Annotated in this window: 27 protein-coding genes and 3 pseudogenes; 16 read left to right on the top strand and 14 right to left on the bottom strand. The window is 42.4% G+C overall.

Translation table 11 applies throughout. The annotated features are described in order from the left end of the window. Positions 1-96: 96 nt before the first annotated feature. Positions 97-1,098, bottom strand: coding sequence for a TerC family protein (locus IO68_RS29750; protein ID WP_023013923.1), 1,002 nt, complete (start codon positions 1,096-1,098; stop codon positions 97-99). Positions 1,099-1,272: 174 nt separating this feature from the next. Further along, the gene (locus IO68_RS29745) at positions 1,273-2,352 is read right to left on the bottom strand and encodes an AraC family transcriptional regulator (RefSeq protein ID WP_023013922.1); all 1,080 of its coding nucleotides are present in this window, start codon (positions 2,350-2,352) and stop codon (positions 1,273-1,275) included. 216 nt (positions 2,353-2,568) lie between these two features. Between IO68_RS29745 and IO68_RS0117105 the strand changes: the two genes are divergently transcribed. From IO68_RS0117105 to IO68_RS29735, 3 genes are all read left to right on the top strand, one after another. Then, a complete protein-coding gene (locus tag IO68_RS0117105; protein WP_004658513.1) occupies positions 2,569-2,889 on the top strand; it encodes a 2Fe-2S iron-sulfur cluster-binding protein in 321 nt (106 codons plus the stop codon). 49 nt (positions 2,890-2,938) lie between these two features. Continuing rightward, positions 2,939-4,330, top strand: coding sequence for a cytochrome P450 (locus IO68_RS29740; protein ID WP_004658516.1), 1,392 nt, complete (start codon positions 2,939-2,941; stop codon positions 4,328-4,330). A gap of 86 nt (positions 4,331-4,416) precedes the next feature. Further along, positions 4,417-5,631, top strand: a complete 1,215-nt coding sequence (locus tag IO68_RS29735) for an NAD(P)/FAD-dependent oxidoreductase (protein ID WP_001193555.1) — start codon at positions 4,417-4,419, stop codon at positions 5,629-5,631. Between the two features lie 38 nt (positions 5,632-5,669). Here the strand turns inward: IO68_RS29735 and IO68_RS29730 are convergent, their stop codons facing one another. Then, positions 5,670-5,900, bottom strand: a complete 231-nt coding sequence (locus IO68_RS29730) for an IS5 family transposase (RefSeq protein WP_004656998.1) — start codon at positions 5,898-5,900, stop codon at positions 5,670-5,672. Positions 5,901-6,554: 654 nt separating this feature from the next. On the opposite strand from IO68_RS29730, the gene IO68_RS29720 reads away from it, so the two are divergent. The 5 genes from IO68_RS29720 (at position 6,555) to IO68_RS29700 (ending at position 10,044) form a co-directional block, all read left to right on the top strand. Next, positions 6,555-7,424, top strand: a complete 870-nt coding sequence (locus tag IO68_RS29720; protein ID WP_000149466.1) for a metal-dependent hydrolase — start codon at positions 6,555-6,557, stop codon at positions 7,422-7,424. Between the two features lie 83 nt (positions 7,425-7,507). Further along, complete coding sequence (locus IO68_RS29715; protein WP_000952904.1) at positions 7,508-8,134, top strand: TetR/AcrR family transcriptional regulator; 627 nt, start codon at positions 7,508-7,510, stop codon at positions 8,132-8,134. Next, entirely contained in the window at positions 8,131-9,102 is a 972-nt protein-coding gene (locus tag IO68_RS29710; RefSeq protein ID WP_000186299.1) for a BtrH N-terminal domain-containing protein, read from the top strand. The genes IO68_RS29715 and IO68_RS29710 overlap by 4 nt, the downstream gene beginning before the upstream one ends. Positions 9,103-9,158: 56 nt before the next feature. Beyond that, on the top strand, positions 9,159-9,623 hold the full coding sequence (locus IO68_RS29705) for a PaaI family thioesterase (RefSeq protein ID WP_000378064.1): 465 nt from the start codon (positions 9,159-9,161) through the stop codon (positions 9,621-9,623). A 1-nt stretch (position 9,624) separates the two neighbouring features. Continuing rightward, on the top strand, positions 9,625-10,044 hold the full coding sequence (locus IO68_RS29700; protein ID WP_000029507.1) for a PaaI family thioesterase: 420 nt from the start codon (positions 9,625-9,627) through the stop codon (positions 10,042-10,044). Between the two features lie 91 nt (positions 10,045-10,135). Here IO68_RS29700 and IO68_RS33710 read toward each other — a convergent pair. Further along, positions 10,136-10,258, bottom strand: a pseudogene (locus IO68_RS33710) (helix-turn-helix domain-containing protein); the annotation flags it as partial. A 51-nt stretch (positions 10,259-10,309) separates the two neighbouring features. Beyond that, a pseudogene (locus tag IO68_RS29695) lies at positions 10,310-10,708 on the bottom strand (Tn3 family transposase); the annotation flags it as partial. Here IO68_RS29695 and IO68_RS29690 point away from each other — a divergent pair. Continuing rightward, a complete protein-coding gene (locus IO68_RS29690; protein ID WP_009513519.1) occupies positions 10,701-10,907 on the top strand; it encodes a helix-turn-helix domain-containing protein in 207 nt (68 codons plus the stop codon). The pseudogene IO68_RS29695 and the gene IO68_RS29690 overlap by 8 nt on opposite strands. Before the next feature lie 186 nt (positions 10,908-11,093). Here the strand turns inward: IO68_RS29690 and IO68_RS29685 are convergent, their stop codons facing one another. Next, entirely contained in the window at positions 11,094-11,594 is a 501-nt protein-coding gene (locus IO68_RS29685) for a YqhA family protein (RefSeq protein WP_004889319.1), read from the bottom strand. A 624-nt stretch (positions 11,595-12,218) separates the two neighbouring features. On the opposite strand from IO68_RS29685, the gene IO68_RS29680 reads away from it, so the two are divergent. Continuing rightward, a complete protein-coding gene (locus IO68_RS29680) occupies positions 12,219-12,689 on the top strand; it encodes a hypothetical protein (protein WP_004761025.1) in 471 nt (156 codons plus the stop codon). Between the two features lie 215 nt (positions 12,690-12,904). Here IO68_RS29680 and IO68_RS29675 read toward each other — a convergent pair whose 3' ends face one another. Beyond that, positions 12,905-13,135, bottom strand: a complete 231-nt coding sequence (locus IO68_RS29675) for a hypothetical protein (RefSeq protein ID WP_004658732.1) — start codon at positions 13,133-13,135, stop codon at positions 12,905-12,907. Further along, complete coding sequence (locus IO68_RS29670; protein WP_004889316.1) at positions 13,132-13,761, bottom strand: AAA family ATPase; 630 nt, start codon at positions 13,759-13,761, stop codon at positions 13,132-13,134. The genes IO68_RS29675 and IO68_RS29670 overlap by 4 nt, the downstream gene beginning before the upstream one ends. Positions 13,762-14,188: 427 nt before the next feature. Here IO68_RS29670 and repM point away from each other — a divergent pair, with 427 nt between their 5' ends. After that, entirely contained in the window at positions 14,189-15,106 is a 918-nt protein-coding gene (gene repM, locus IO68_RS29665; protein WP_004889343.1) for a replication initiation protein RepM, read from the top strand. Positions 15,107-15,161: 55 nt separating this feature from the next. Here repM and IO68_RS34230 read toward each other — a convergent pair. The 5 genes and pseudogenes from IO68_RS34230 to IO68_RS33700 form a co-directional block, all read right to left on the bottom strand. Continuing rightward, positions 15,162-15,399, bottom strand: a pseudogene (locus IO68_RS34230) (hypothetical protein); the annotation flags it as partial. 82 nt (positions 15,400-15,481) lie between these two features. Beyond that, a complete protein-coding gene (locus IO68_RS29655) occupies positions 15,482-16,405 on the bottom strand; it encodes a hypothetical protein (protein WP_010590180.1) in 924 nt (307 codons plus the stop codon). A 241-nt stretch (positions 16,406-16,646) separates the two neighbouring features. Next, positions 16,647-17,714, bottom strand: coding sequence for a YqaJ viral recombinase family protein (locus tag IO68_RS29650; RefSeq protein WP_004889338.1), 1,068 nt, complete (start codon positions 17,712-17,714; stop codon positions 16,647-16,649). A gap of 194 nt (positions 17,715-17,908) precedes the next feature. Then, positions 17,909-18,949, bottom strand: a complete 1,041-nt coding sequence (locus IO68_RS29645; RefSeq protein ID WP_004889337.1) for a DUF932 domain-containing protein — start codon at positions 18,947-18,949, stop codon at positions 17,909-17,911. 20 nt (positions 18,950-18,969) lie between these two features. Continuing rightward, entirely contained in the window at positions 18,970-19,242 is a 273-nt protein-coding gene (locus IO68_RS33700; RefSeq protein ID WP_004889335.1) for a hypothetical protein, read from the bottom strand. A 505-nt stretch (positions 19,243-19,747) separates the two neighbouring features. Between IO68_RS33700 and IO68_RS29640 the strand changes: the two genes are divergently transcribed. Further along, positions 19,748-20,791 (top strand): inovirus-type Gp2 protein, encoded by a 1,044-nt coding sequence (locus IO68_RS29640; protein ID WP_004889331.1) that lies wholly within the window; start codon positions 19,748-19,750, stop codon positions 20,789-20,791. Here the strand turns inward: IO68_RS29640 and IO68_RS29635 are convergent. Beyond that, positions 20,788-21,336 (bottom strand): recombinase family protein, encoded by a 549-nt coding sequence (locus tag IO68_RS29635; RefSeq protein ID WP_004889330.1) that lies wholly within the window; start codon positions 21,334-21,336, stop codon positions 20,788-20,790. The two genes, IO68_RS29640 and IO68_RS29635, sit on opposite strands and share 4 nt — an antisense overlap. A gap of 423 nt (positions 21,337-21,759) precedes the next feature. On the opposite strand from IO68_RS29635, the gene IO68_RS29630 reads away from it, so the two are divergent. The 4 genes from IO68_RS29630 to IO68_RS29620 all read left to right on the top strand — a co-directional run bounded on the left by IO68_RS29630 (position 21,760) and on the right by IO68_RS29620 (position 24,765). Further along, positions 21,760-22,866: a YcjF family protein gene (locus tag IO68_RS29630; RefSeq protein WP_004889328.1), complete on the top strand. Its 1,107-nt coding sequence runs from the start codon at positions 21,760-21,762 to the stop codon at positions 22,864-22,866. Next, complete coding sequence (locus tag IO68_RS34225) at positions 22,859-23,947, top strand: GTPase (RefSeq protein ID WP_023013920.1); 1,089 nt, start codon at positions 22,859-22,861, stop codon at positions 23,945-23,947. The genes IO68_RS29630 and IO68_RS34225 overlap by 8 nt, the downstream gene beginning before the upstream one ends. Positions 23,948-24,176: 229 nt before the next feature. Beyond that, entirely contained in the window at positions 24,177-24,464 is a 288-nt protein-coding gene (locus tag IO68_RS29625; protein WP_005244631.1) for a BrnT family toxin, read from the top strand. After that, positions 24,451-24,765: a BrnA antitoxin family protein gene (locus IO68_RS29620; protein ID WP_005244636.1), complete on the top strand. Its 315-nt coding sequence runs from the start codon at positions 24,451-24,453 to the stop codon at positions 24,763-24,765. Before IO68_RS29625 ends, IO68_RS29620 begins: the two co-directional genes overlap by 14 nt. Positions 24,766-24,781: the final 16 nt, after the last annotated feature.

The following is a 24,781-nucleotide window of genomic DNA, read 5'->3' as shown; positions in this document are numbered from 1 at the left end:
ACGTGTATTATGTTAATTTTAGGAAAACTTATAATCAGAATAATTAACAGCCACTGTTTTATTGGTAGCTATTAATTATTTAAAGGATTGTAATTTTTACCTATGAGTACTTTGATCTTTTGTTTTCCAAAGAGAGTATAGAATTCCTGTAAACAAGATGATGAACGTGATCGAAAGGGAGACTGGCGGTGGAATTTTTGCTATACCTAATCCATCAGCTATAAAAATTTTTGATCCAATAAAGACTAACAATACTGCTAATGCGTACTTCAAATAATGGAAGCGGTCGACCATTGCTGATAGGGCAAAATATAAAGCACGTAATCCCAAAATTGCGAAAATATTTGAAGTATAAACAATAAATGGATCTGTCGTAATCGCAAAAATCGCAGGAACACTATCTATTGCAAAGATCAGATCTACAAATTCAATCATGATCAAGGCTAGAAAAAGTGGTGTCATAAACCAGGTTAATTGGTTAGTTTTTGGATCAATCTTTTTCACCCAGAACTTCTCTGCATGAAGCTGCTCAGTGACACGAAATCTTTTTTTAATAAAGTTCAAAATAGGAGAATTTCCGACTTCATATTCTTTATCAACACTTAGCCACATTTTTATCCCTGTAAAAATAAGAAAGGCTGCAAATATATAAAGAACCCATGAAAATTGGCTGACCAGTGTTGCGCCCACGCCAATCATGATAGCTCTTAGAAAAATTACACCTATAATTCCCCAAAATAAGACTCTATGCTGATAAATTCTTGGTATCGAGAAATATGAAAAAATCATTGCAATGACAAAGATATTATCCATCGCTAATGATTTTTCAATTACAAAACCGGTTACATAGTTAATCCCTGCCGTGGGTCCGAGATACCACCACACCCATGCGCCGAAAAGTAAACCTAATGTAATATAAAATGCTGATAGTGCTAAGCTTTCTTTAACACCAATCTCTCTTACCTTACGATGAAATACTCCAAGATCTAGAATAAGCAGGACAAGTACAATAAGGATAAAGAAAATCCTTAGCGTGCTATATTTTCCGTTTCCTGAGACGACCCCTAACTGAAGACATTGACGGTGGATGGGCTGCAATGGGAATTAAAACCTCTACAGAGTTCACAGCGGGTTGCAAGCGTTGGGTTGAGTTGAGGTTATCGGATTGGAAGTGGAGGGCTGCCATATGATTGCCATCTCTGACATAGCGTTTTAAGGTATTTTTCTAGGGCGTATTGATGTTTCAACGTATTAACAATCATACGAACAACCTCATTCTCTCAGGTCATTTTCTTCTTGCCGATGGGTGATTTTTCGCCGATAAGCACTTGGTGATACACCAAACCAGCGTTTAAACGCGCGCCGAAAATTAGCAGAGTCGTGGTAATTCAGTAAGCTGGCAATTGCCTCGACCGATATTTGAGGGTCATGTAAATAACTACTGGCTTTCTCAGATAAAATCCGATCTCGAATCAGCCGGTAACTCGTGTTCTCTTTGACCAGACGTCTGGCCAGCGTACGCTTATTCATAAACAAGGCTGCAGCCAGATCCTCTTCACTCAGTTGCCCGAGCGGATAGGACAGCATGGCTTTTTGCACTTGGTAGGTGGTGCTGTGTTGTTGGGTCTTGAGCCGGTTGAGGATCATTTCGCATTGTTGCATCGCCAGCAGATAGCTATCGTGCTGCGCGGATGCATTGGCAATCAAGCACAACTCGGTCGGCACTCGGATCGACAGTTGTGGCTGATCAAACTGATAGGTACCGGCAAGATAATCCGCGTAACAGGCATGATGATCGGGGGCGGGATGGCTAAACTGAATCACCGCCTCGGTCAGCGGTCGTCCAACAATAAATTCGGCACATTCCGAAAAAATCACCGCAACAGTTTCGGACAGTAGCCGATGTACTGCATGACTCAAGGTCTGCTCAAAGAAAATCAAGCAGGTCGTCCACTCAGCATTGGTGTGTGTTTCGAGCCTAATCAAACTCATACGGGTCGGCAAAAAAGTTTGAAACGCTTGTAACACGGCCAATAAGTTCGGGCTGCTATTGATTAAAAAGCCCATCGAGCCATGTGTTGACGGCGTGAGCCGCTGCCCTAAACGCAAGCCAAACTGATCGGATGCGGACAACTCCAAGCTATTTTGTAAGATTTGAATCTGTTGGCTGGCCTTGATCATCGTGTCGTCACGCATCAGTTGTTCAGCGGTCAGCGTGGTGAATTTTAATAGTTTAGGTAGGTCACGCGCCTGCAAGTCCAGCTCTCGGCCAATCAGACGGGTATAGCTACAGGGGATATTAGCAGATTCACTTGTACTGGCGAGACCAGTCAGCAGACTTGGATGCAACATGGCTCAAACACCTCAATAACAGACCAGTATGAAAGAACATCGACTAGAAAAATGCAATCGACGATGGGGCTACAGCGCCATAATCGTCTTTTAATGACCCTATATTGTCAACAAGAGACCTGTAAGCAGTATGGATACATGTCTATTATGAGTAAAGAGGGATGGCTATTTTCATCGGCGTCACCAGCAACCGTATACCACACAGGAGTAGTAATAATGGGTCAAATTACATTGATCGAGTATGACGGTACCGCCACCGTACTTGACATCGAAGCGGGCAAGTCGCTGATGCAACTGGCTATCGATCACGGCGTATCCGGCATTGATGGAGATTGCGGTGGCGAATGTGCTTGTGGAACCTGTCATGTGATCGTTGACGGTGCTTGGCTGGCGGCGACAGGACAGCCCAATGACGAAGAGGCGCGCATGCTAGAGATGGTACCAGAAGGTACGGCGTCGTCTCGTTTGGCGTGCCAGATTCAATTGTCCGATGCAATGGATGGCATGGTGGTGCATTTGCCTGAGTTTCAAATGTAGTGACGGCAGATTTCAACAGCTGTTAAGCATCATCATTGAGGAATGAATCATGAAAAACATGCAAGCCACACTAAACCAAATTTCAGCCCTGCTGCCGATACCCATGCATTTACAAGTGAAAGGCATGCAGGTGTTCCAAAAGGTCAAGCAACGGGTGACACAGGCGCAACCGTTCCCTGATTTTGTAGAAAAGCCAATCCCCGATGTTGCCACGCTCAAGCTCGAAGACATCGATATGAGCAATCCGTTTTTATATCGACAGCATCAATGGCAGTCATACTTTAAGCGGCTACGCGACGAGCGTCCTGTTCATTACCAAAAAAGCAGTCCATTCGGTGCATTTTGGTCGATTACCCGTTATGACGATATTGTGTTCGTGGACAAATCCCACGAGCTGTTTTCGGCGGAACCGGTGATTGTGATTGGCAAGCCGCCCGCCGGACTGGATGTGGAAATGTTTATTGCAATGGATCCGCCTAAGCACGATGTGCAGCGTCAAGCGGTACAAGGTGTGGTCGCACCGAAAAATTTAAAAGAAATGGAAGGGCTGATCCGCAGTCGGGTACAAGAGATTTTGGATGATTTGCCGCTCGATACGCCGTTTGATTGGGTGGAGCGGGTGTCCAAAGAAATCACCGCACGCATGCTGGCGACCTTGTTAGATTTTCCGTATGAACAGCGGCACAAGCTGGTGTACTGGTCTGATACGTTGGCGGGCAGCGCAGAAGCCACGGGCGGTGAGATTAGCGACAACGATGTGCTTTTTAATGCCGCCGCTGATATGGCCAAGCAGTTTGCCGCGCTGTGGCATGCCAAGGCGGCTCAGCAAGCGGCAGGTGAGCCGATGGGATTTGATTTGATTAGCTTAATGCTGAGCAATGACGATACCAAGGATTTGATTCACCGTCCGATGGAGTTTTTGGGCAATTTGGCCTTGCTGATTGTCGGTGGGAATGACACCACGCGGAACTCCATGACCGGCGGGGTATATGCGCTGAACCTGTTTCCTGAGCAGTTTGTCAAACTGAAAAACCAACCGAGCCTGATTCCAAATATGGTGTCCGAGATCATTCGCTGGCAGACCCCACTGGCGTATATGCGTCGCATCGCCAAGCAAGACATCGAGATGCACGGCCAAACCATCCGTAAGGGCGACAAGATCTTAATGTGGTATGCCTCGGGCAATCGTGACGAGCGGGTGATTGAACAGCCAGATGCGTTTTTGATTGATCGTAAAGGTGCACGCAATCATTTGTCATTTGGCTTTGGTGTGCATCGCTGTATGGGCAATCGCTTGGCCGAGATGCAGTTGCGGATTCTGTGGGAGGAGTTATTGCTTCGCTTCGACAATATTGAGGTATTGGGTGAGCCAGAGTTGGTGCAGTCTAACTTTGTGCGCGGCTATGCCAAGATGATGGTCAAACTGACTGCCAAAGCGTAGGTATCAAAATAGGCGACAGAGGCATTTTGCAACTGTCGTCGGCAACAATTGATGCTGTGCATCAACCATGAACTGAGTGAATTCATATGCAAACAATCGTCATCATTGGCGCAAGTCATGCTGCGGCGCAGTTGGCGGCAAGTCTGCGGCCAGATGGCTGGCAGGGCGAGATTGTGGTGATCGGCGATGAGCCGTATTTGCCGTATCATCGACCGCCGTTGTCCAAGACCTTTTTATGCGGTGCACAACTGGTCGATGAGTTATTGATTCGGCCAGCCGCTTTTTATCAAAAAAATCAGATCGAATTTCGGCACGGGCGGGTGGTTGCGATTGATCGGGCAGCGCGCAGCGTGACACTACAAGATGGCAGTACGCTTGCGTATGACCAGTTGGCGCTGTGTACCGGTGCACGAGTCAGGACGGTGTCGCTGGCTGGGTCTGATTTGGCAGGTGTGCATTATCTTAGAAATATCAGCGATGTACAGGCTATCCAGCCATTTGTACAACCCAACGGCAAAGCAGTGGTGATCGGTGGTGGCTATATCGGTCTTGAAACAGCCGCCGCATTGACCGAGCAGGGCATGCAGGTGGTGGTCTTGGAAGCCGCCGAGCGGATTTTGCAGCGGGTAACTGCACCGGAAGTGTCGGACTTTTATACGCGGATTCATCGCGAACAGGGTGTGACGATTCATACCGGTGTGTCGGTCACGGCGATCACGGGTGAGGGGCGGGCGCAAGCGGTGCTGTGTGCCGATGGTTCGATGTTCGATGCAGATCTGGTGATCATCGGGGTCGGGGTTGTACCGAATATCGAGTTGGCGCTGGACGCGGGCTTGCAGGTGGACAATGGTATTGTGATTGATGAGTATTGCCGTACCAGTGCGCCAGAGATTGTGGCCATCGGGGATTGTGCCAATGCGTTTAATCCGATTTATCAGCGGCGGATGCGCTTGGAGTCGGTACCAAACGCCAATGAACAGGCCAAAATTGCCTCGGCGACCTTGTGTGGCTTACAGCGGACCTCGAAGAGTTTGCCTTGGTTTTGGTCAGATCAGTATGATCTAAAGTTGCAGATTGCGGGACTCAGTCAGGGGTATGATCAGATCGTGATTCGGGGTGATGTGCAGCAAAGGCGTAGCTTTGCAGCGTTTTATTTGCAGGCGGGTCGCCTGATTGCGGCGGATTGTGTGAATCGTCCGCAGGAGTTTATGCTAAGCAAAAAGCTGATCACGGCTGGTACGGCGGTCGATCCACTGCGGTTGGCGGATGAGTCGATTGCGGTACAGGCGTTGATGGGGTAGCTTAAAACTACATCAGGCTAGATTTGCATTACGCTGATTCAGATGTTAATCAGAATGGCATCGATAGATACCTGTGAGAGCAAGTCAGGTGCAGCTTTGGCTTTGTGTAATTCACCACCCGTGATCGCAAACACGATGGGTAATCCATACCCATCTACGGCAAGATGGATCTTACTTGTCTTGCTACCTCGACTTAAGCCAATCGCCTCCTGATCGTGAGTTGCAGCACGTGCATTATGTTGATGTGCCTTGACGTAATTGCTATCCATAACCCCTACTCTATATCAGAGTCAGTAGATAAAACCCTGAGTATGCTTTGGAAAAAACCTTTTGCTGACCAGTCGTTGTATCTTTTGTAGAGATTAGGCTGCTGACCAAACTCAGTCAGGAGGTAGGTCTAGCCATGGACATTTCACCCACATTCTGTAGAGCATGGCTTCTACGGTGAGCCGTAAATTTGGTTTGTGATCAATGTCCTGTTGCTTGAGCATAGGAGAAATCTTTGCTCAATGTTGGTCGTTCAGCATAAAGCGTGGCATGGTGGACTCGGATGGGGAGAGCTTTAATTCTCTGAGTCTGCCTCCAATTTGCAATCAATATTTTCAAACGTCAACACACTCTAATGTAAAAAAACTAACATTAAAAAAACACCTCTGCCAAAAGGTCTGGTAGCTATATTCGATGTCAAAGATGATCTGGCTCACCTGCTGCGTTGTTAACTCATTCTATCAAATTTTGAGGACAGGCTTGACATTTGGTCAATCGACCAATATATTCAAAATATGCATTTGGTCATTTGACCAATACCCGTTGAATTCTTGTGTGATATTTGCTGTGCCTGACCAAGGTGAAAAATATTGCTCAAGGTCAAATGTGATAGCAGGTTTACAGACATTCGATGCCTTTACAAGGAAACTCTCGCCATGACTCATATGATCAATATCCAGCCACGTAAGCCGCGGTTTGATTTAAGTGATGTTCCAGTTTTTTGGAACGACGGTGACCCGGTGTTAACACGCTTCTTTGATGCACTTTCTATTCACTTCCCCGATGGAGAGCGTTTTTTTATTCAGTCGGTGCGTAACTATCAGGATCTGGTCACAGATCCTAAACTGAGAGAAGATATCAAAAACTTTTTTCGCCAAGAAGCGCAACATGGCATTGTGCATGACCAGTATAATGCGGTGATGCAGTCGCAAGGCATTCATGTCGAAAAGGTCATCGCAAGATTCAAATTATTTATTCGGCTCTCCCAAAAACACCTGCCCGCCAAGTATCTGTTGGCCATGACAGCTGCCTTTGAACATATTACTGCTGTACTAGGCGAGGGTGCTATGGAGGGTGAGGGTGAGATGTTCAAGAATGCTCATCCCGCAATGCGTGCCATGTTCATGTGGCATGGGGTAGAAGAAGTCGAACACAAAACAGTAGCCTTTGATGTTTACGAAACAGCGGCAGGTGGGGGGTATTTCACCCGCGCATCTGCTTTGATTATCGGAACGCTACTGGTACATGCGGTGGTTGGCTCAGTTCTTTGGCATATGTTGAAAATTGACAAACTACAAGGTCAGCCATTGGTGCTTGCTAAGGGATTTTATCGCCTCTATGGACCACGTGGCCTGATTACCAGACTTATTCCACGCTATCTGGACTGGTTTAAGCCAGGTTTCCATCCTAGCGACACCGAAATCCCAGAAAAGGTTAATTCTTGGCTGGCTGAATATGATAAGCATCAAGACCCTATGGAAGCGTCACGAATTGTTTTTAATGTCCCCATTGCAAAAGCTGTATAGATCAGGAGAGACCGTGAAAGACTCGACTCGACTTGACCAAGTCGAGTAACCTGTCTTATTGATATAATGTTATGAGTCAAACTATGTTGAGTAGTGAATCTACGCGAGTCGAAGTTGCTGACCGCGAGAGAGTATTAGCCGCTTCTGCCAAGCTGTTTCGAGAAAAGGGTTTTGAGCGTACCAGTGTGCGAGAAATTGCCAGTGCTTGTGGTATTCTTCCAGGCAGTCTGCATTACCGCTATCGTAGTAAAGACGATATTTTGGTTGATATGATGCGGCTTGCTATTGAGAGAACTATTTACAGGATTGTTGAGGCGACTTCCGCGATTCAAGATCCACTCAAAAAAATGCAATCGGCACTGCAGACACATGTCGATATCCTTATGTCGGGTGACGATATGGTTTATGTGTTGTTGTTTGAGTGGCGCTCGGTACATGGAGTCGCACGTGAGCAGATTATTGCTGAGAGAGACAGATACGAGCGATATTGGCAGACAATTCTTGATGATCTGCAGTCTTATGGTTGTATCCGAAACGATGTGGATGCAGATCTGTTAAGACTGATTGGGCTAGGAGCAATAAACTGGGCTGCCACTTGGTATAAAGAAAATGGTAAGTACAATCTTGAACAGATCGCGGATGCGATATGGCAGATGATGACAAGAGGCATCCTTAATCCAGATTTTCACGAAGAGGCAAAAAACCTGTGACCAACTATAAGACTCCATCCCGTATCACGCACGCCATCGGGAGGCATTGTGGCAGCTCCGCAATTCGTGATTTGCTCGAGTTTAATGGGCTGAATATTTCCGAGGCCATGTGCTTTGGATTAGGCTCAGGGCTTGGCGTGACCTATTTGGAAATGGCTGACGCCCCTGTGCCATTTTTAGTGCATGTGCGGTCTTTGGGGTTTGAAGCGCGCGTATTTGAAAGTATCGGTATACCCTTTGAGTGGCAAACCTTCGAGTCACCCGAATCGGCAGCCACCGCGCTGGAGAAATGTTTGGATGCGGGTCACCCCACCCTGTTGCTGACGGATATTTTTTATTTACCTTACTTCAACAGCAGCACGCACTTTCCCGGTCACGCCATAGCCGCTTGGTCGAGAAATCCAGAGACAGGTGCGGTATTTGTCACCGATACCGAGCGTCCGAGTGTTTTGTCGGTGACGCGAGAGGCACTGACCCGCGCACGTTTTTCTACACAGCCCCCATTTATTCACTATGGCAATATGTTCACGCCCACCGCGTTTCAAGGCGAAATTACCCCCGAGATGATTACCGGTGTCATCCATGACAACGCCAAGTCATTAGCTGTGAGTGGCATATCGGCACTGGAAACATGGCTGGCCGAACTGAGTCGTTGGGGAGCCACAGGCGATTGGCACTGGACGACCCGATTTGCCTACCAAATTATTGAAAAGCGTGGCACAGGTGGCGGCGGCTTCCGCAAAATGTACGCTGAATTCCTTGATGAAGCGGTTCACTATGACGCAAGTGTACAGCAATATCGACTGCCCCTGTTAATGAGGGCTTGCGAAAAAGCATGGACGGCATTAGCCATGTGTTTGAAGTCTGCCTCGGAAAGCACAAACTTTCCATATGCCGCCATTGAAGAGGCCATTGTGGCGGTGATGCAGGCCGAACGTAATTATACAGATGCCGCCCTTGCACTTTGAGACGTGCCGCTAATTTTTTCGCAATAAAATCAGCCAGCAATGGCGGGAGTTCAAAAATGGACAGTAATAACACGGCACACCTGACCATGGCTAAGGCGTTTTTTGGTACTAATCACCCTTTATTCAATATGTTCAATATTAGTGTTGGTGCAGTGAGCGATGGTCATGCCGAGATGACGATGCCCTTCTCTGAGCAACTCTCTGACCGTAAAGGCTCACTGCATCGAGGGGCTTTGGTGACGCTGCTGGATACGACTTGCGGCTTATCTATTTTTTCGTCATTGCGGTCGTTAGAGCCGATTGCCACTATTGATTTGCGTGTCGATTTTTTGCGACGTATTCCCTCTGCGGTAGGTTTAAAGGCGATAGTGGATTGCATTGGTAGAACCGATACGGTGGCCTTTATCACGGGCCGAGCGGTTGCAGAAGACAGTGGTGAGCTACTGGCTACTGTCACTGGTTCTTTCGCAATCGGCACGATGGGACCCTCTTTTGACAGCAATGAAGCGCGAGGCGAGTGATATGAGTATAGTAAATCAGATGAGCGCGGAAACACCCCCACTAAAATTGTGTGACGAGCCTTTTGTCGATTTTCTAGGTTTTCGTGAGGAAATGCAACATGGAGAAATACAGTACTTTATGGACTTTCGTGATTCGCATATCGGCAACCCGATGATTGGCACGTTTCATGGCGGCATTCTCGCGAGTTTTGGTGAAGTGGCCGCCGCCGCCTATCTTGCCCGTCAGCGTGGTGATAATGAGCTGCCCTTATGCTCCACGATGACCTTTGATTACCTGCGGCCAGCATTTATAGGTACGTTACAGGCAGTCCCCAGTATTGTTCGTGCGGGTCGGCGCATTACGACAGTATCGGTTCAGTTACTACTTGATGGCAAGTTGGTTTGTATCGGTCGATTCCTGTTTACGGTTAGCAGCAAATAAAATTGGAGCAAGCTCAGTTCAGGATGCCGACCCTGTTTTACTCAGAAAAATTTTCAATAGATAGACAAATAATATCAAATAGCTGGAACTACTACTGATACCGATACAGCGTTGGCGCAGAAATCCCAAACTCCTTCGCCAATGCTCGCTTGGTTTTGTAGTCGCCAGATTCAAGACGTTGATGCAGCAGAGCCACTTGTTCAGGAGTCAGTGACGGCTTACGGCCCTTGTAGGGGTCGTCTCAGGAAACGGAAAATATAGCACGCTAAGGTTTTTCAATTGCGCGCAATGGCCTAAATTTTCCACCACCTATCTTGGCTTTGCTTCGCCATAGATAATCCCCAGTTAAATTGATGTGCTCCCACCCCAGCGGTGACAGATATTGCAGCAAGGTATCATCGACTGTGCGACCATGCCCTCGTAGGGCGTTAGTCGCTCTCTCTAAATAAACCGTGTTCCACAATACAATGGCGGCGGTCACTAGATTCAAGCCACTGGCTCGATAACGCTGTTGCTCAAAGCTTCGATCTCGAATCTCACCCAATCGATAAAAGAAAACGGCGCGCGCTAATGCATTACGGGCTTCACCTTTATTTAATCCAGCTTGAACCCGACGGCGTAGTTCTACGCTTTGCAACCAATCCAAGATAAACAGTGTGCGCTCTGGTGTAGCAGCGGCACAAGCGCGGGGCGTTGTGTTTGGTCGTCGTCCTGGTCAACGTACCAAGTCAGATCGTCTGGCACCTAAAGTGTTGGAGTTGGTGTCTGCTGGACACTCTTATCGACAAGTCGGTCGGCTGGTCAATCTAAGCAAAAATACCGTGTTGGATATCGTTAAAAGAAGTCGGAGTGAAAATCCTTAGCGTGCTATATTTTCCGTTTCCTGAGACGACCCCTATTTCTATTTGAAGCTGCAATCTTTGACGCAATTTTGAGTTTAGTGAAGTTTGAATCAGACATTTTTTCTCAATACATGACGATCTCTAATCTTAACTTCAATTAAATGCTCAAATAAAAGAGTAATTATAAATGAGTCCTTGCGATTTAAGTTATTCATCGTCTTTGTGATGATCATTATCGAATAGCTTACAAGTAAAAATTATTGCTAATATGACTAGGCTAGAAGAAATACCAGCATATAAGTTGGCTAAAGTTCCACCAAAAGCAACAAGATCTTCTAAAAACAAGATGACTATAACTATAATAGATACATGTAATATAATAAGTTTTAGATCATGAAACTTATTAATTGATAGTGTCTTAAGAAAAGAACTATTGTCAAAAATAGCTTGTCGAATAAATAATTTATAAAAACCTGCTGAAATTAAATGAAATGTAATAGCAATTAACGAGACATCGAGGATTTTTAAAAATTTAACAACAACTATTTTTACTTCAAAATTAGTTGCATATATATTTTTTATAATAAAAATTATTGCATCAATTAGAAGATATATAGTTGATAAATATAAAAAAATAGAAGATAGTATGCAATTTATAATAACTATAATAACTAAAAATCTACTCTTTTCAAAAAAATTTTGTAGCACTTGATAACATCCCTTAAAATGAGGCTTTGTTGCATAAATATGTAAGCATCTGATTTAAATAAATTTAATTTTGGATCAAAAAATAATCAAAACTTTTAAAATCATATAGTTATGATATCTTTGTGCAACAAAGCCGTCCAGTACTGGAAACTACATCATAACCTCTCTGATTAACTGAATCAGCTAATTGTCCTAAGGTCATCATAGCTACATAAAGTTCCCCAATTCTTCCTGTTAAATGCCTTAATTCTGCAATAGGCATTCCCCCATAAGAAAGCTCTCTAAAATATACTAATTCTTTATTTTTATAGCATAAAAATAAAGGCCGCAAATGCGACCTTTAATTAATATGAGTCCGAACGACGCCCGAAGTAATCTAAAAACTTAAATGGTTAACGCTCGAAAGAATTAACCAAATTCTTAGAAACTTAGTAATACTTAGTATTACACCTCGCTCTATACGCTTATATGACAACAGCGTGCTGACCAATTTTTCATCTGACCATCTAGGTTGTCAAGGTCGATGTAACGTCTTTCAGCAAAGACTCATCTATTAGGGTATCATTCCCCTGAGAAATGTCAAATTCTATCTTCTTTTCCCTTTTTTAAAAGTACTTTCTAATCATGCAACAACCTGTTTTACAAATAAAAGAAGATACAATAGAGCAGAATTTATTTTGGGAAATTAATGGTTCTATCGATCTAGCTATAATTCCTGGCAATACCATAAAAGGTATTCCTCATGATCTTCCAATTAGATTACAAAATGGCTATGCAAAAGGTAGAAATGGATTTGGCTATCTGCATATTTTAAGAAATCATGGTCAAGAATTTAATCGCTTAAGACCCCCCACTGATGTTTTCGGATTTTTGGTGAAAAAATTAGGCCAAGGAGGGAGTTTTCATCATCAAACAGATAAAAGAAAAGGGCTCTATTTAGCAATGCTTCCTTCTGGGGTTATTATTTTGGATTATGTTGCAAAGGGTAGAGATTCCTTTTTTACAATTATTACAGCTTATACAACCAATCGTTCTATTGATGGTAAAGAAATAGGTAGATATATCAGTACTTTCCAAGTTAAACCTAAGAAATAATAAAACTTTTTAGAAAAGCACCATCTATTTTTCATTTAACATAAAATCTCTTATGCGCAGTTCAGATGTTAGAAACAATTTAAAGTGTCTTGTCTGTATTCTCACCAATAAAAATGTCTAGTCTGTGATGAACATCAACAGCCTACTATGGTTTTACTACATTCAATTAAGTTTTTTGAAACTAAAATAGTTTCAAATAAGTTCTATATTAGTTGTTATTCCTCACTTAATTTCTTTAGTGCAAATCTAATAATTCCATTATGGGTTTGACCATATTTCTCTGCCAGTTCAGCTAATAACTTGTACTCATACTCATTCATCGGGATCGTATGCGTCTTAAATTTTCTAGAAGCTTTCGGGTCTAATTTTGGTGTGAGCTGTTCATTAGCACCATTAATGAATGCTTCCTCAGAAAAAGGTTTCGTAGTTTCTCTTTTCTTAATCATGCCAGAAGCTCCTCCATGAATGCCTCAAATTCTTCTATTGCTTTTGGATTATTGGATTCAACTACACCTTTCCCTTCAGCTGTGACATCACGATAAACCTTACGATCATGAATCACTGACGACAAGGCTGTGAACAACCGGAAGTCAGCTAAATAGTCATTTGCTTGTTGCACTTCAGACACTGATGGATTTGTAGGAGCCAATGTTAGTAATCCAAATGGCTTCAGTTCCTCATTAAAGGACTTCGCTTGGTCAATGACTTCTGATAGATGAGGTAAAGTATCCAAGTCGAATTGTGATGGTCTAAATGGCACTACCAGGTAATGAGCCGTTAACATTGCAGTTCTAAGCTCTTTGCTGTCATGCCCAGCAACATCGACAATTACATAGTCATAACGGCCATCTAGGTCTTTCAGTGTGTTCTTGATATCGCCATAGCGCTGAACGCAATGTACTTTCGGCAGATCTGTTCCATCCCGATCTTTTACCCAGTTAGCTGAGCTTTGTTGGGGATCTGCATCAACGAGTACGATGTCTTTGTTATGTTTTGCAAGATAAGCAGCAATATTGATAGCTATTGTAGATTTGCCACATCCGCCTTTCTGGCTTCCAATTAATACAATCATTTTAGGTATAATTTATAACTAATTTATACTTAATATAGTTTCATAGTGTAACTAAGTAAAGTGTTATTCCTTTAGTATTTATTCAATTCTCTATACAGATACCTTTTCCCACCAGGTTGATTATTGACCTATTTCTTTTTGGTTTCTATCACAATCAATTGATACGCGAAAAAATAAAGAAGCTCTAATTTTTCAACAATACCCTTTTTTATTTTTAATATTTTTATTTTTAATATTTTTAGACAGGCTGAAACCCTTTCTATATAAGACTTTCAGAGGGTATATAGATACCTTTCCCCTCCATTATAGATACCTTTCCCCTCCATTATAGATACCTTTCCCCTCCATTATAGATACCTTTCCCCTCCATTTACATACTTAAGTTGTTTGGGTATAGTTATTGGCAATAATAAATAGGAAAGTCATTGTGACAAAAGAGTTAGTTGTTAAAGACAATGCCTTAATCAATGCCAGCTATAACCTAGATACCACAGAGCAACGTCTGATTCTTTTAGCCATCGTACAAGCTAGAGAGATAAGCAAAGATGTTAATGCTAATAGCACCCTAGAAGTCCATGCACAGCACTATATGAAGCAATTCAATGTAGATAGGCATGCAGCCTATGAAGCTTTAAAGAATGCAGCTAATAGCCTGTTTGAGCGAAAGTTCAGCTACAAGGGGATTCATGAGGCTACCCAGAAGGAGAAGATCGTTAAATCTCGTTGGGTTTCAAGAATAGCCTATGTTGATTCTGCTGGTATTCTAGAATTGGTTTTTGCTCCCGATGTCATTCCATTGATCACTGAGTTAGAACAGTCTTTTACTTCGTATGAACTGAAGCAAATAAGTTCATTAACCAGCAAGTATGCAATCCGTCTGTATGAATTGCTGATCCAGTGGCGCAGTCTCGGTAAAACCCCGGTCTTCTTGGTTGATGACTTTCGCTTCAAGCTGGGATTGGGTAGTGACGAATACAAGATCATGAGCAACTTCAAGAAGAAGGTCTTGAATGCTGCTTTAACCCAAATCAACGAGAAGACGGATATTGTTGCGTCCTATGAGCAGCATAAGTCTGGCCGAAACATTACCGGGTTCTCTTTCTCTTTTCGTCCTAAGAAAACCAAAGATGATGAGAACGAATCTCCCAAGAAACTCAGTGATAAACAGATTAGATTATTCGCAAACAAACTTGCCCATTACGATCCATTCGCTAGCCAGAAAGCAGCTGTAGGTGAGAGCTATGAAGATCTTGAAAAAAGACTTCTTATTGAGCTGCAAGATGTTGAGAATGTCAGGAAGTATGTGGGTGTTCTTAAAGAAGTGGGTTTGGAAGTTTTAATATGAAACTAATTTAGTTAATAATTAAAATTAAATTAGTTGTAATTTAGTTGTATAAATATTCGCGCAACAATGGACTCAGGTTACACGCATACAGACTGAGCTTTTCCAGCTTTTATCATCGTAATCTACAATCTGCGTCATAAACTCGTAGAGGCGAGTAAAGCTATCCAATCCTTTTTAAAGATCTCCAGCTTGGTGTCTTTAAAGGCATTGTCGATCAGCACTACATCATTGGATTTCTTGCAGCGTTCCAGCATGTCGTGGGTCTTATTATAAGCTTCGATGGCTTGTCTATATTCAAGGAAATTTTGAAATGCTGAAGACATCAGAACAAAAAAATAAGGGATCCTAAATTCCCTTATTTTTCACCGCATGTGTTTAATTCACTATTCTAACACTCTGCTGCAAACCCTGCTGAATATCCTGCACAAAACCCTCTCTCTGATTGAATTTAGGCTTTGCATTAGTTTTCGGTTCAGTCTTGGGTTGCTCAGATTCATCTTCTGCATAAAACTCCTCCAGCACATCCATGCCCTCCTCACTGTTCACCTCAAATCTAGCATTCTCAAAGCCTTTTCTAGCAGTAAAATCCAGCGATTCCTGGTAAAACCCAGCGGCCTTACTCTGCTCATCCATCTGTCGAGCCGTGTTAATTGCTTGCTGCAAGTTCACCCCATCACGTAAGGTCAGATCCACGTAGTACACCGGCTGGCGATAGCTTTGTGTCGTGCTTTTCCCTCTTAAGGTCAGTTGTAAGGGTAAACATGATAGCAGCCCTCCTGATGCCGCATGGTAGTAAGCCAAACGTGCAGCCAGGGTACGGATACTGTTAAAACCTGTGGTTCTAAAGATGAAAGTCCCCAGTTCATCCGATTCATCCAGATTGACATGCAGCCGCCCATAGGGCTTGCAATGCCCGCCTTGTGCCAGTGAGCATAAATCTGGGGATGGACAGGGATGCTGTTCTACCCCTTGACTGGTCAATCGCTGGCAGGTCTGACCATTGCCGACACAAACCGGACGTCCAGTCTGACGGTCAAACAGGCTGTATTCTGCCCGCATGTTCAGATCAGGATCATTAAAGATCATCCGTACCGGAATGGATCTCAGTTTCCCATTCGGTAGGTTTGCACGCAGCTGCTCATCCAGTGGATGCCTGATCCAGCCTTCCTTGCTCTGGATCTGGCTGGTAATGGTGAACTGGTCATCTTTCTCTGGCAGGCGTTTGCCATTCTTTTCAATGACACGGCCAATGCTGATACGCCCCAATACGGGCGGTGTAATCGCTAACCCTTTAATCATCATGATTTTCCTAAATGTGATTTTTTACAGATGAGCCGTATAAATTGAAGCACCCGCTCCTCAACCTATCGACTCTCTTAATTCAATAAAAATAATGCTCACCCGAGGTCACAGGAGAACAGGTAGTGCATCGATCATCAGATCAGGCAAAGCTGTCCAAATGCCCTTTCTTCATCTGTGGAGAAAGGGCGAACCGGGCGGCTTTGCGCGTTTTTACAAATGGGCCTCTGCGGAAGGCAGGTCATGCATCCGTATAAATGTTGAAGCGACGACTGCCCTGCTTATGCAGCGGATACTGCTCAATCAGCTCAGGCTGCTGCTTTAACAGTGACTTGGCATCCAGACTCACTGAATCTTTACTCTTCCTCCATACCACCGAGCCACCGTTAAAGGTGGCTCGTTCAGCATCTTTCATCAGCATCTGAATTTCGTGCTTGATCTGATCGAAGCTTTGCTGCTGCTCTTCAATCTGCTGTCTGGCTTGAATCAGCTTTTCAAAAAGCAGATTGGCCGTCTCATCATGTGATAGGTCTTCGACGGTTAGAGGGACATGCTCCGGGTAAAGCTGCTGTAAAGCGCGTGCTGCCGATTCACTGGCATCTACTGCGGGAGGAATATCTTGCTCGACACATGCCCAGAAAGTACGTTCCGCATGGATGATCTGCTGGATCAGGGCATCATTTCGGCTGACCTTAAAAATCCGGGTTTCATGGCCGCAGAGCAAGACACAGACATGAGCCGCCTGCTTGCCTGTGACGGCCAGTTGATGCTGTACCTGACACAATACATACAGCGGCACACCATCCCGCCACAGCTTGCTGCCATATTCCCCTGCAGTTTTACATTCCAGGATCTGCACCTCATCGCTGCCAACCACGGCATAATCCAAGTTGGCCAGCATAAAGGCCTTGTCTGGATCAGGATGCTGTAATACGGCATTCACCCGTCTGACCTTGTTATTGGTATGCAGACTGTAGTATTCAGCGACCAGGGGTTCCAGTTGCTTGCCCCAGTACAAGGGAGCATGGCCGGAACTTTCATCTTCGATCTTTTGCTGGATACGTCCGGTCTTGATCATCCACAGTTCCAGCATCGACATGTAGGGATTAAGCCCACAGGCAGTCGCAGCATCACTGCTGCCAATGCCCTGCTTGCGGACTTCCAGCCATTGTTGCTGATCAAGCTGTTTGGTATTGGCCAGACGTTTGGCCGCAGTGGATCGTGAAGGTTTCACAGGTTGAGGTAATGGAATGTGTGAGGGAATGCCAGAGGGCTTCGGTAAATTGGGTAAAGGTGCAAATGTATTCATGGGGTTGTCCTATAGATAGCGGTCGTCTGTAAAAATTCAGCTGAGAAATTTTGGGCATAAAAAAAGCCACATCCGGGGAGATGTGGCCAAAGGGGCATGCTGAGGTTCATGTAGAATTTAATCTTCAATGCATCTTCAATGCCCGATTAGGTTGTGAGCCTTAAAGCAACATTAAGCATGATCAGGAAAAGGTCTTAGGCCACCAGTCTTAAAGCCTGTTCCAGCCCACGCTGTTTTAGTGCTGCCCCTGCACCAAACCAGGCAGAATCCAGCCGGTGATCGGTACTCATGGCCCGGCGTTCATGATCGGCAAATTCCGTGATCGAACACAGCAAGCCATAGGCGGTATCCTTGGCTGAGGAAAGTTCGGCACCCCGTCCCTGTCCATTGAACATCTGCATGACTTTACTCATGGCGCGTCCATTCGGTTCGGTTTTACTGCCTGGGGAGTGACTGGCCTGTGCAGCCACATTGCGGTAGAACTGGATGATGTTGTCCTCCTGATCGGCAATGCTTAGGCTAGTGTTGTTAAACACGGCATCGAAATAGGCAGCGGCTTCACCTTGGGTGACTTTGCGCTGGCTGAGCTGTTTCATTTCATACATGTGTTCATCCCAGGCACGCACGGAAATGCCGAGTTGCTGCTTGACCTTGTCCGCATCGAACCGGGTGCTGTGTGGAACCTTGACCACCCCGGCACTTGAGCTTTGCCCACGTAAAGCAATCGCCAGCGTGTTGTTGCATACCACCCGGATATTGGTAAATTGTGCAGTCGTTGCTAACGTTCCATCACAAGCGGTTGCTAGTAGGATATAGCCATTGCTGACATCCTTGCCTTTGAGTGCCGTGCTTTGTCCGGTACGTGCCAGTGCCCAGAACTTTTTTCCTCCCTTCAGTACGCCCGCGGTTTCCAGCTCAAAGCCGGATTGCTCGGTCAGATCCCGGTAGAATTCCAGAATCTCTTTGGGCTGCACTTCCTGGTAACGCTGGCTGACGACCGATAAAGGGGCATGGGTATCAGAACGGTACAAGACCCGCTGTTCTTCATAAGGCAGAATGATGCTCTGTCCCCGTTCATTCTGTGCCATATAGCTGACATTGCAGGATTCAATGCGCCAGTCCATGCCTGCCTGTTGTGCCCAGACTTCAATCGGCTGGTTCTGTGTCAGTTGATTACCCAGGCCATGCCAGGGGGTGTTACCGACATAAGCCATTTGTTCGAGTTGATGTGCCATATCACTTCTCCCTGAGCCGGTTAATCAAAATTGCGCTGGCAATGATGGCAATGGAAGTAGCGGATCGGTGCCGCTACGGGTCTGGATGGCTGGATGAAGCTGTCAATCAGTCCACCGACCACAGCCCCGGCAATCCCACCCATCCAGGGCGAGATCGGCAGCGGCAGGCTTTTGGAAATGCTGGCACCAATCCCGGCACCGGTCATTGAAGACATACTGCGGTTATTGGAGGACTGCTGGTCAATCACACGGCTGACGTTTTCAGAATGGCAATACGGGCATGTAATGTTCATAAGATATACCTCTAGAAATGAAAAAAGGCTTACCGTCTGATAAGCCTTTGAATGTAGGAATAAACATTCACTGTTCATGTAGATGATGTATATCTGAAATTATTTGCAATCTATGCCTTCACGCGACTCGGCGTCCCGATTACGCAATTGCCATTTGGCAAATTCCCTCATTCCAGAAAATCCCCCTCTGAAGTCCTATCATTCTTTCACAAGAACACAATTATTTAGTGAAACTGAATTGTATGTGTGCATCTAAGTAAATAGGTATTGACAATATTAAATTAAAACTAGTAGGATTAACTAATCCTACTAGTTTTTTATACCTACAACTCGCTATTACCCTACTAACTGTATGATTTTTAAACACAATGGAAAGTATTGATATATAGCATCTAAGGGTATGAAAAATAAATAATTATTTCTGTAGTTTATGTTATTAAGATTAATTATCATTTATATATTATCTTCAATATCATAGACATAATGATATTGGAGTTATACCTACATGGATACTTTAGAACCCAATACATATTTCCTAGACGATATGTATCCAATTATTACTGACAACAATAAGTTAACAATAGATGATATTAATTATCGTACTTACAACCAACTTCATGTAATAGAAGAATCACTGAAAGAACTAAAGAGTGAAAATGAGCAGCTGTTAGCAGATCCATCCGGATATAGATTTATCTTAAAAAAATACCAAAAGCTCGTATGGTACAGAACAGACCAATATATAAATGACCTGGAAGAAAACTTTCCTGATAGCAAGTTTTCACCTTACGTAAATCTCTATTTGAAAACAAAAACTGAATACAGAAAATTTGATGATATAGCTTTCCTAACTGCTCTAAAGAAAGGACTACGATCTGATGCTTTTAAAAAAGAAATTGAACAGCAGAGAAAATATGACAGTGAATATAAAAAGGAAGTACGAAAATATATCAACGGACTATTTGATTACCGTTCAAGGCTTTTAGTAATCCGAATAGACTTAAGCTACCGGAAGGGGCTTTTTAGAAAGATCACCACCAATATTTCAAATAAACCATTGTCAAAACAAGGACACAAACTTGAAGCTTTAAAGGCATGGTCGCTTGATGTTCAAGAACATAGAAGGGTGCTTCTTAAGTCTCTCAAGAAGCAATATTCAAAAGGCTTTATAGGCTATATGTGGAAATTGGAATATACCGAGATAAAATCTTTCCATTTCCACATGATGTTTTTCTTAGATGGCTCTGAGCATCGTGAAGACATCACAATAGCTCAAGATATAGGCGAGCTATGGAATAATGAGATTACCCAAGGAGATGGCTTATATTGGAATTGCAATGCCAATAAGGAAAAGTATAAAAATCTAGGCATAGGCATGATTAGCCATCATGAAGAGGATCTCAGGGATAACGTCATAGCAACTGCCATGTATCTAGTAAAGAAAGATTATCTCATTCGTTCAGTAATGTTTAATTCTAAAAATCGCGCTTTCAGTAAAGGGCAAATCCCACAAAAAAGTAAATCAGGGAGACCAAGAAAGGGAGCTTAGCCTCCCTTCATTGCCCTTTGTACTGTGCTTAGACTTACACCCAGCTCTTTTGCCACTTTCCTGTAACTAGCATCAGGCTTTACCATAGCTGCACGAATTGCAGCGTCATCAATAGTCTTCTTACGTCCCTGATACTTGTTTTCAGCTCTGGCAATTGCAATCCCTTCACGCTGACGCTCTCTGATCAACTCACGCTCAAACTGTGCAAAGCCTGACAGCATCGTGAACATTAGCTGGTGCATTGGATTATTGGTATCTGCCGAAAAGATCATGCCTTCTTTGTGAAAATGGACAGTCACGCCTTTAATCTTGAGTTGCTCCACCAATTGCAGCAGGTCTGCCGTATTACGCCCCAAACGATCCAGGCTGTGTACATGGACTACATCACCTTCTCTGACGTAATCGAGCATCGCCTGTAATTGAGGTCTGTTGGTATCCTTACCGCTTACCTTGTCTTCAAAAATTTTGTCAAAGGTCTTGCCCTCTAGCTGTCGTGCTGTATTTTGATCTGCCGTACTTACCCGTTTGTATGCTACTTCAGCCACTGTTGTACCCTTATTTGTATTCTTTTGCTTATTAGACTATAATAAATACACCAATTAAATACAATAAAAGAATACAAATATAGCCTAAATTAACTGTATCCGAATGGGTGTACTTAAAAAAACACGATAAGCTGTCTTGTGGAGTGATGTTTGAAAAACAGGTAAAAACATGCGAGAAGATAAAAAGCCCAATCGATGAGGATTAGGATTAGGATTTTCAACAACAATTAAGTAATTGATTTTAAATAAAAAATAAAATTATTTCGCATAACATGTATTATGTTAATTTTAGAAAATCTAATTAATAAACAAAATATTGCATAGGTCAAATTTAGCTGAAATTATTAATATCCATATATTTTCAAAGAAATAAAAAGGTAGAATATTCAATATTCTTAAATAATTACAAACTATGGGGACTATATGTCTAGTAATTTTCAAGAAGAGTTAAATATGGCATTTGACTCACTGAAGAAAAATATAGAAAAACCAAATATTCTTTTAGTTGGTGGTACTGGAGTCGGTAAAAGTTCTTTACTAAATTTATGCTTTGGTGAAGATATAGCAGCTACTGGAGTCGGTAAACCTATAACACAGCATATAAATAAATTTACGTCACCAAATATTCCAATTGTTCTCTTTGATAGTAAAGGGTATGAAATTGGTTCTGAGCAAGAATCACTTTTCCAAAAAGAAGTTATTGAACTTTGTAGTGAAACACAAAACTCAATTGAAGATAAGCCTCATTTAGTATGGTACTGCATACAAACAATAGGTTCTCGAATTACAGATTTTGATATTAATATCATTCGGAAAATAGAACTTTCAGATATACCTATTTCAATAGTTTTAACTAAAGCAGATTTAGTTAGTGACGATGATGCAAGCTTGTTAAAAACAGCAATTTTAAATGAGTTTCCAAAGATTCAAATCTTTGAAACAACAATTAAAGAAAATTTACATGGAATGGAATTGGAAAAACTTATTTCATGGAGTACTAGTCAATTACCAAATGCTTTAAAAACTGCTTTTGTTTCTGCTCAAAAAAATAGCCTTAAAGAAAAAAGAGAACATGCAAAAAATGCCATTATTCAGCATACAACATTAGCTTTTGCAACTGGATTTGCTCCAATACCAGCATCCAGTGCACCACTTTTATTAGCTAATCAATCAAAGTTATTGGCAAGAATACTATATATATATAATTTAGATCGCGCTGTTGATAGCGTATCAGCAATTATTCAAACAGCAATAGCTTCGTCTTTACCAATAGCTGGAAAATATTTGGTTAGTCAAATTCTAAAGTTTTTCCCAGGTGTCGGAACAGCTGTAGGTGGAACAATTAATGGTTCCGTAGCGGCATCTATTACTTCTGCTTTTGGCTTTGCAGTTTCAGAGGCATGTGCAAAATTAACCGAGTTAGGGTTAGATCATTTTGATGATAGCTCCTTCATGAAAAATTTTGATGATAATTTAATGAAAATTTTTATGGAGTATTTGAAACAAGCGAAGGGAAATAAAAATGACTAATACAAACTATAATATTGCAATTATTGGACAAACAGGTGTTGGTAAAAGTAGCTTAATCAATTACTTATTTGGTTCAGAAGTAGCAAAATCAGGAATTGGTCGACCAGTTACAACAAATGGTTTTCATGAAATTAATCATAAAATAAAAGATATGTCTGTAAAAATCTATGATTCTTGGGGACTAGAAGTTGGCAAAGAAGAACAGTGGCTGAAAGAGCTTAATACTGAGTTAAAAAAAAGAGGAATAGATAAACCTGCATCGGATTGGTTTCACTCTATTTTTTATTGTATTGCTGCTTCTGGAGGGCGTATACAGGATGCTGACTCTAAAATTGTAAAAAAACTTATAGATGAAAATTATAAAGTTAGTATCGTATTAACAAAAGCAGACTCTCTAACAGAAGAGGAAGAAGCTGAATTTATTCAAGTGATTGCTCATGAACTTGGAAATAACATTGCCATTATCCCTGTATGTAGTGAGCACAAAAAAACACGTGGTGGAGAGATAATTCCATTTGGTAAAGAAATAGTTGAAAAACAATCGTTGATTGATCTTGTAGATTCTCTAGTCTTACGTATCCCACAACATTGTAAAGAAGTAATGTTAGAAAAACTGAGAACATGGCAAGCTAAACAGCATAAAAAAATTGATGATGATCTTGGTTTTTTTGGTTTTAGTTCATCTGAACTACAAAATGAATTATCATCCTCATCTGAAAAAATAATAAAAGAAATTAATGAGTTAGGTAATACTTCTGAAAAAAATGCATTACAACAATATAACTTTATTGCTGAACATATAGGAATGCAAATATCTACTGGATATGGAAGAAAAAAAGATCCTAAGATCGATGATCACAAGGAAACTGATTTTGACTGGAAAATGATCCCTTTTGTTCCTTTCATATTGGTTGCTCTTCCTTTTATAACACCATTTATACGGAAAGATGATGCTAAAAAAATGCACACAGCTGTCGATACCTTTGCTATGAATGTCAAAGATATGATTAATGAAAAAGTAACTAATCTAGAAATATCTTTAAAAACTGTAAAAGAAAAGATATCAAATGAAATTATTTAACATAATGGTGCTTATACGCAATACACTTGTATATTAATATAAATATCAAACACTTAATAAAACCATAAAAATGTAAAAATGCCCAAAAAGCCGACTTTGAAACAAGTCGGCTTTTTTATGAGCGATTTTGATAGTTTTTGCCAATAAATCTGACTAAAAATTACGCTTCTCAACTTGAGTGATACAATTTTGTGATACATTATTGTATATACAAATTTGAATGTTTTTTATGGAACAGTATTTTGAATGGGATGAGGCTAAGAATCGAAAGAATCAGAAAAAGCATGATATCTCTTTCGAAACTGCAAGCCTTGTTTTTGATGATCCACTGAGGATCTCAATTCAGGACAGACATACCGATGGTGAAGAACGTTGGCAGACCATTGGGAAAGTAAAAGGCGTACTAATGCTCTTAGTAGCTCACACCATCTTTGATGAAGATGACTGTGAAATCATACGAATCATTAGTGCAAGACAAGTCACCAAGGCGGAGCGAGATAGATATGAGCATGGTTAGATACTCACGCAAAGAACTGAATGAAAAATTCAGCGACAAACAAGATGCTGAAATTCAACGCTTGCTTGCTAAAGGCACGGTTCCTGATGATCAGCTAGATCTATCAGATATGCCTGAAATTACAGAATGGAGCAATGCTGTACGCCATAATCAATTCTATCGCCCAGTGAAGCAACAGACTTCCATTCGTTTAGATGCTGATGTACTTGCATGGTTCAAAGCACAAGGTAAAGGTTATCAGACACGAATGAATGAAATCTTGCGGGATGCCATGCTAAAAGAGTTAAAAAATCATCAGTAAAAATGGGAGCTTAAGC

It is taken from the genome of Acinetobacter sp. COS3, from assembly GCF_000475335.1.
GTDB classification, from domain to species: domain Bacteria; phylum Pseudomonadota; class Gammaproteobacteria; order Pseudomonadales; family Moraxellaceae; genus Acinetobacter; species Acinetobacter venetianus.
Note: the sequence above shows the minus strand (reverse complement) of the source record. Positions and strands in the feature narration are given on the sequence as shown.

What these genes read in the sequence shown, in the direction of transcription:
- IO68_RS29735 (WP_001193555.1), top strand. Translation starts at nt 4,417, where the DNA reads ATGCAAACAATCGTCATCATTGGCGCAAGTCATGCTGCGGCGCAGTTG.
- IO68_RS34225 (WP_023013920.1), top strand. Translation starts at nt 22,859, where the DNA reads ATGACTAATACAAACTATAATATTGCAATTATTGGACAAACAGGTGTT.
- IO68_RS29705 (WP_000378064.1), top strand. Translation starts at nt 9,159, where the DNA reads ATGGACAGTAATAACACGGCACACCTGACCATGGCTAAGGCGTTTTTT.
- IO68_RS29625 (WP_005244631.1), top strand. Translation starts at nt 24,177, where the DNA reads ATGGAACAGTATTTTGAATGGGATGAGGCTAAGAATCGAAAGAATCAG.
- IO68_RS29715 (WP_000952904.1), top strand. Translation starts at nt 7,508, where the DNA reads ATGTTGAGTAGTGAATCTACGCGAGTCGAAGTTGCTGACCGCGAGAGA.
- IO68_RS29645 (WP_004889337.1), bottom strand. Translation starts at nt 18,949, where the DNA reads ATGGCACATCAACTCGAACAAATGGCTTATGTCGGTAACACCCCCTGG.
- IO68_RS29720 (WP_000149466.1), top strand. Translation starts at nt 6,555, where the DNA reads ATGACTCATATGATCAATATCCAGCCACGTAAGCCGCGGTTTGATTTA.
- IO68_RS29640 (WP_004889331.1), top strand. Translation starts at nt 19,748, where the DNA reads ATGGATACTTTAGAACCCAATACATATTTCCTAGACGATATGTATCCA.
- IO68_RS29620 (WP_005244636.1), top strand. Translation starts at nt 24,451, where the DNA reads ATGAGCATGGTTAGATACTCACGCAAAGAACTGAATGAAAAATTCAGC.
- IO68_RS33700 (WP_004889335.1), bottom strand. Translation starts at nt 19,242, where the DNA reads ATGAACATTACATGCCCGTATTGCCATTCTGAAAACGTCAGCCGTGTG.
- IO68_RS29680 (WP_004761025.1), top strand. Translation starts at nt 12,219, where the DNA reads ATGCAACAACCTGTTTTACAAATAAAAGAAGATACAATAGAGCAGAAT.
- IO68_RS29650 (WP_004889338.1), bottom strand. Translation starts at nt 17,714, where the DNA reads ATGAATACATTTGCACCTTTACCCAATTTACCGAAGCCCTCTGGCATT.
- IO68_RS0117105 (WP_004658513.1), top strand. Translation starts at nt 2,569, where the DNA reads ATGGGTCAAATTACATTGATCGAGTATGACGGTACCGCCACCGTACTT.
- IO68_RS29675 (WP_004658732.1), bottom strand. Translation starts at nt 13,135, where the DNA reads ATGATTAAGAAAAGAGAAACTACGAAACCTTTTTCTGAGGAAGCATTC.
- IO68_RS29730 (WP_004656998.1), bottom strand. Translation starts at nt 5,900, where the DNA reads ATGGATAGCAATTACGTCAAGGCACATCAACATAATGCACGTGCTGCA.
- IO68_RS29740 (WP_004658516.1), top strand. Translation starts at nt 2,939, where the DNA reads ATGAAAAACATGCAAGCCACACTAAACCAAATTTCAGCCCTGCTGCCG.
- IO68_RS29630 (WP_004889328.1), top strand. Translation starts at nt 21,760, where the DNA reads ATGTCTAGTAATTTTCAAGAAGAGTTAAATATGGCATTTGACTCACTG.
- IO68_RS29745 (WP_023013922.1), bottom strand. Translation starts at nt 2,352, where the DNA reads ATGTTGCATCCAAGTCTGCTGACTGGTCTCGCCAGTACAAGTGAATCT.
- IO68_RS29655 (WP_010590180.1), bottom strand. Translation starts at nt 16,405, where the DNA reads ATGATTAAAGGGTTAGCGATTACACCGCCCGTATTGGGGCGTATCAGC.
- IO68_RS29670 (WP_004889316.1), bottom strand. Translation starts at nt 13,761, where the DNA reads ATGATTGTATTAATTGGAAGCCAGAAAGGCGGATGTGGCAAATCTACA.
- IO68_RS29700 (WP_000029507.1), top strand. Translation starts at nt 9,625, where the DNA reads ATGAGTATAGTAAATCAGATGAGCGCGGAAACACCCCCACTAAAATTG.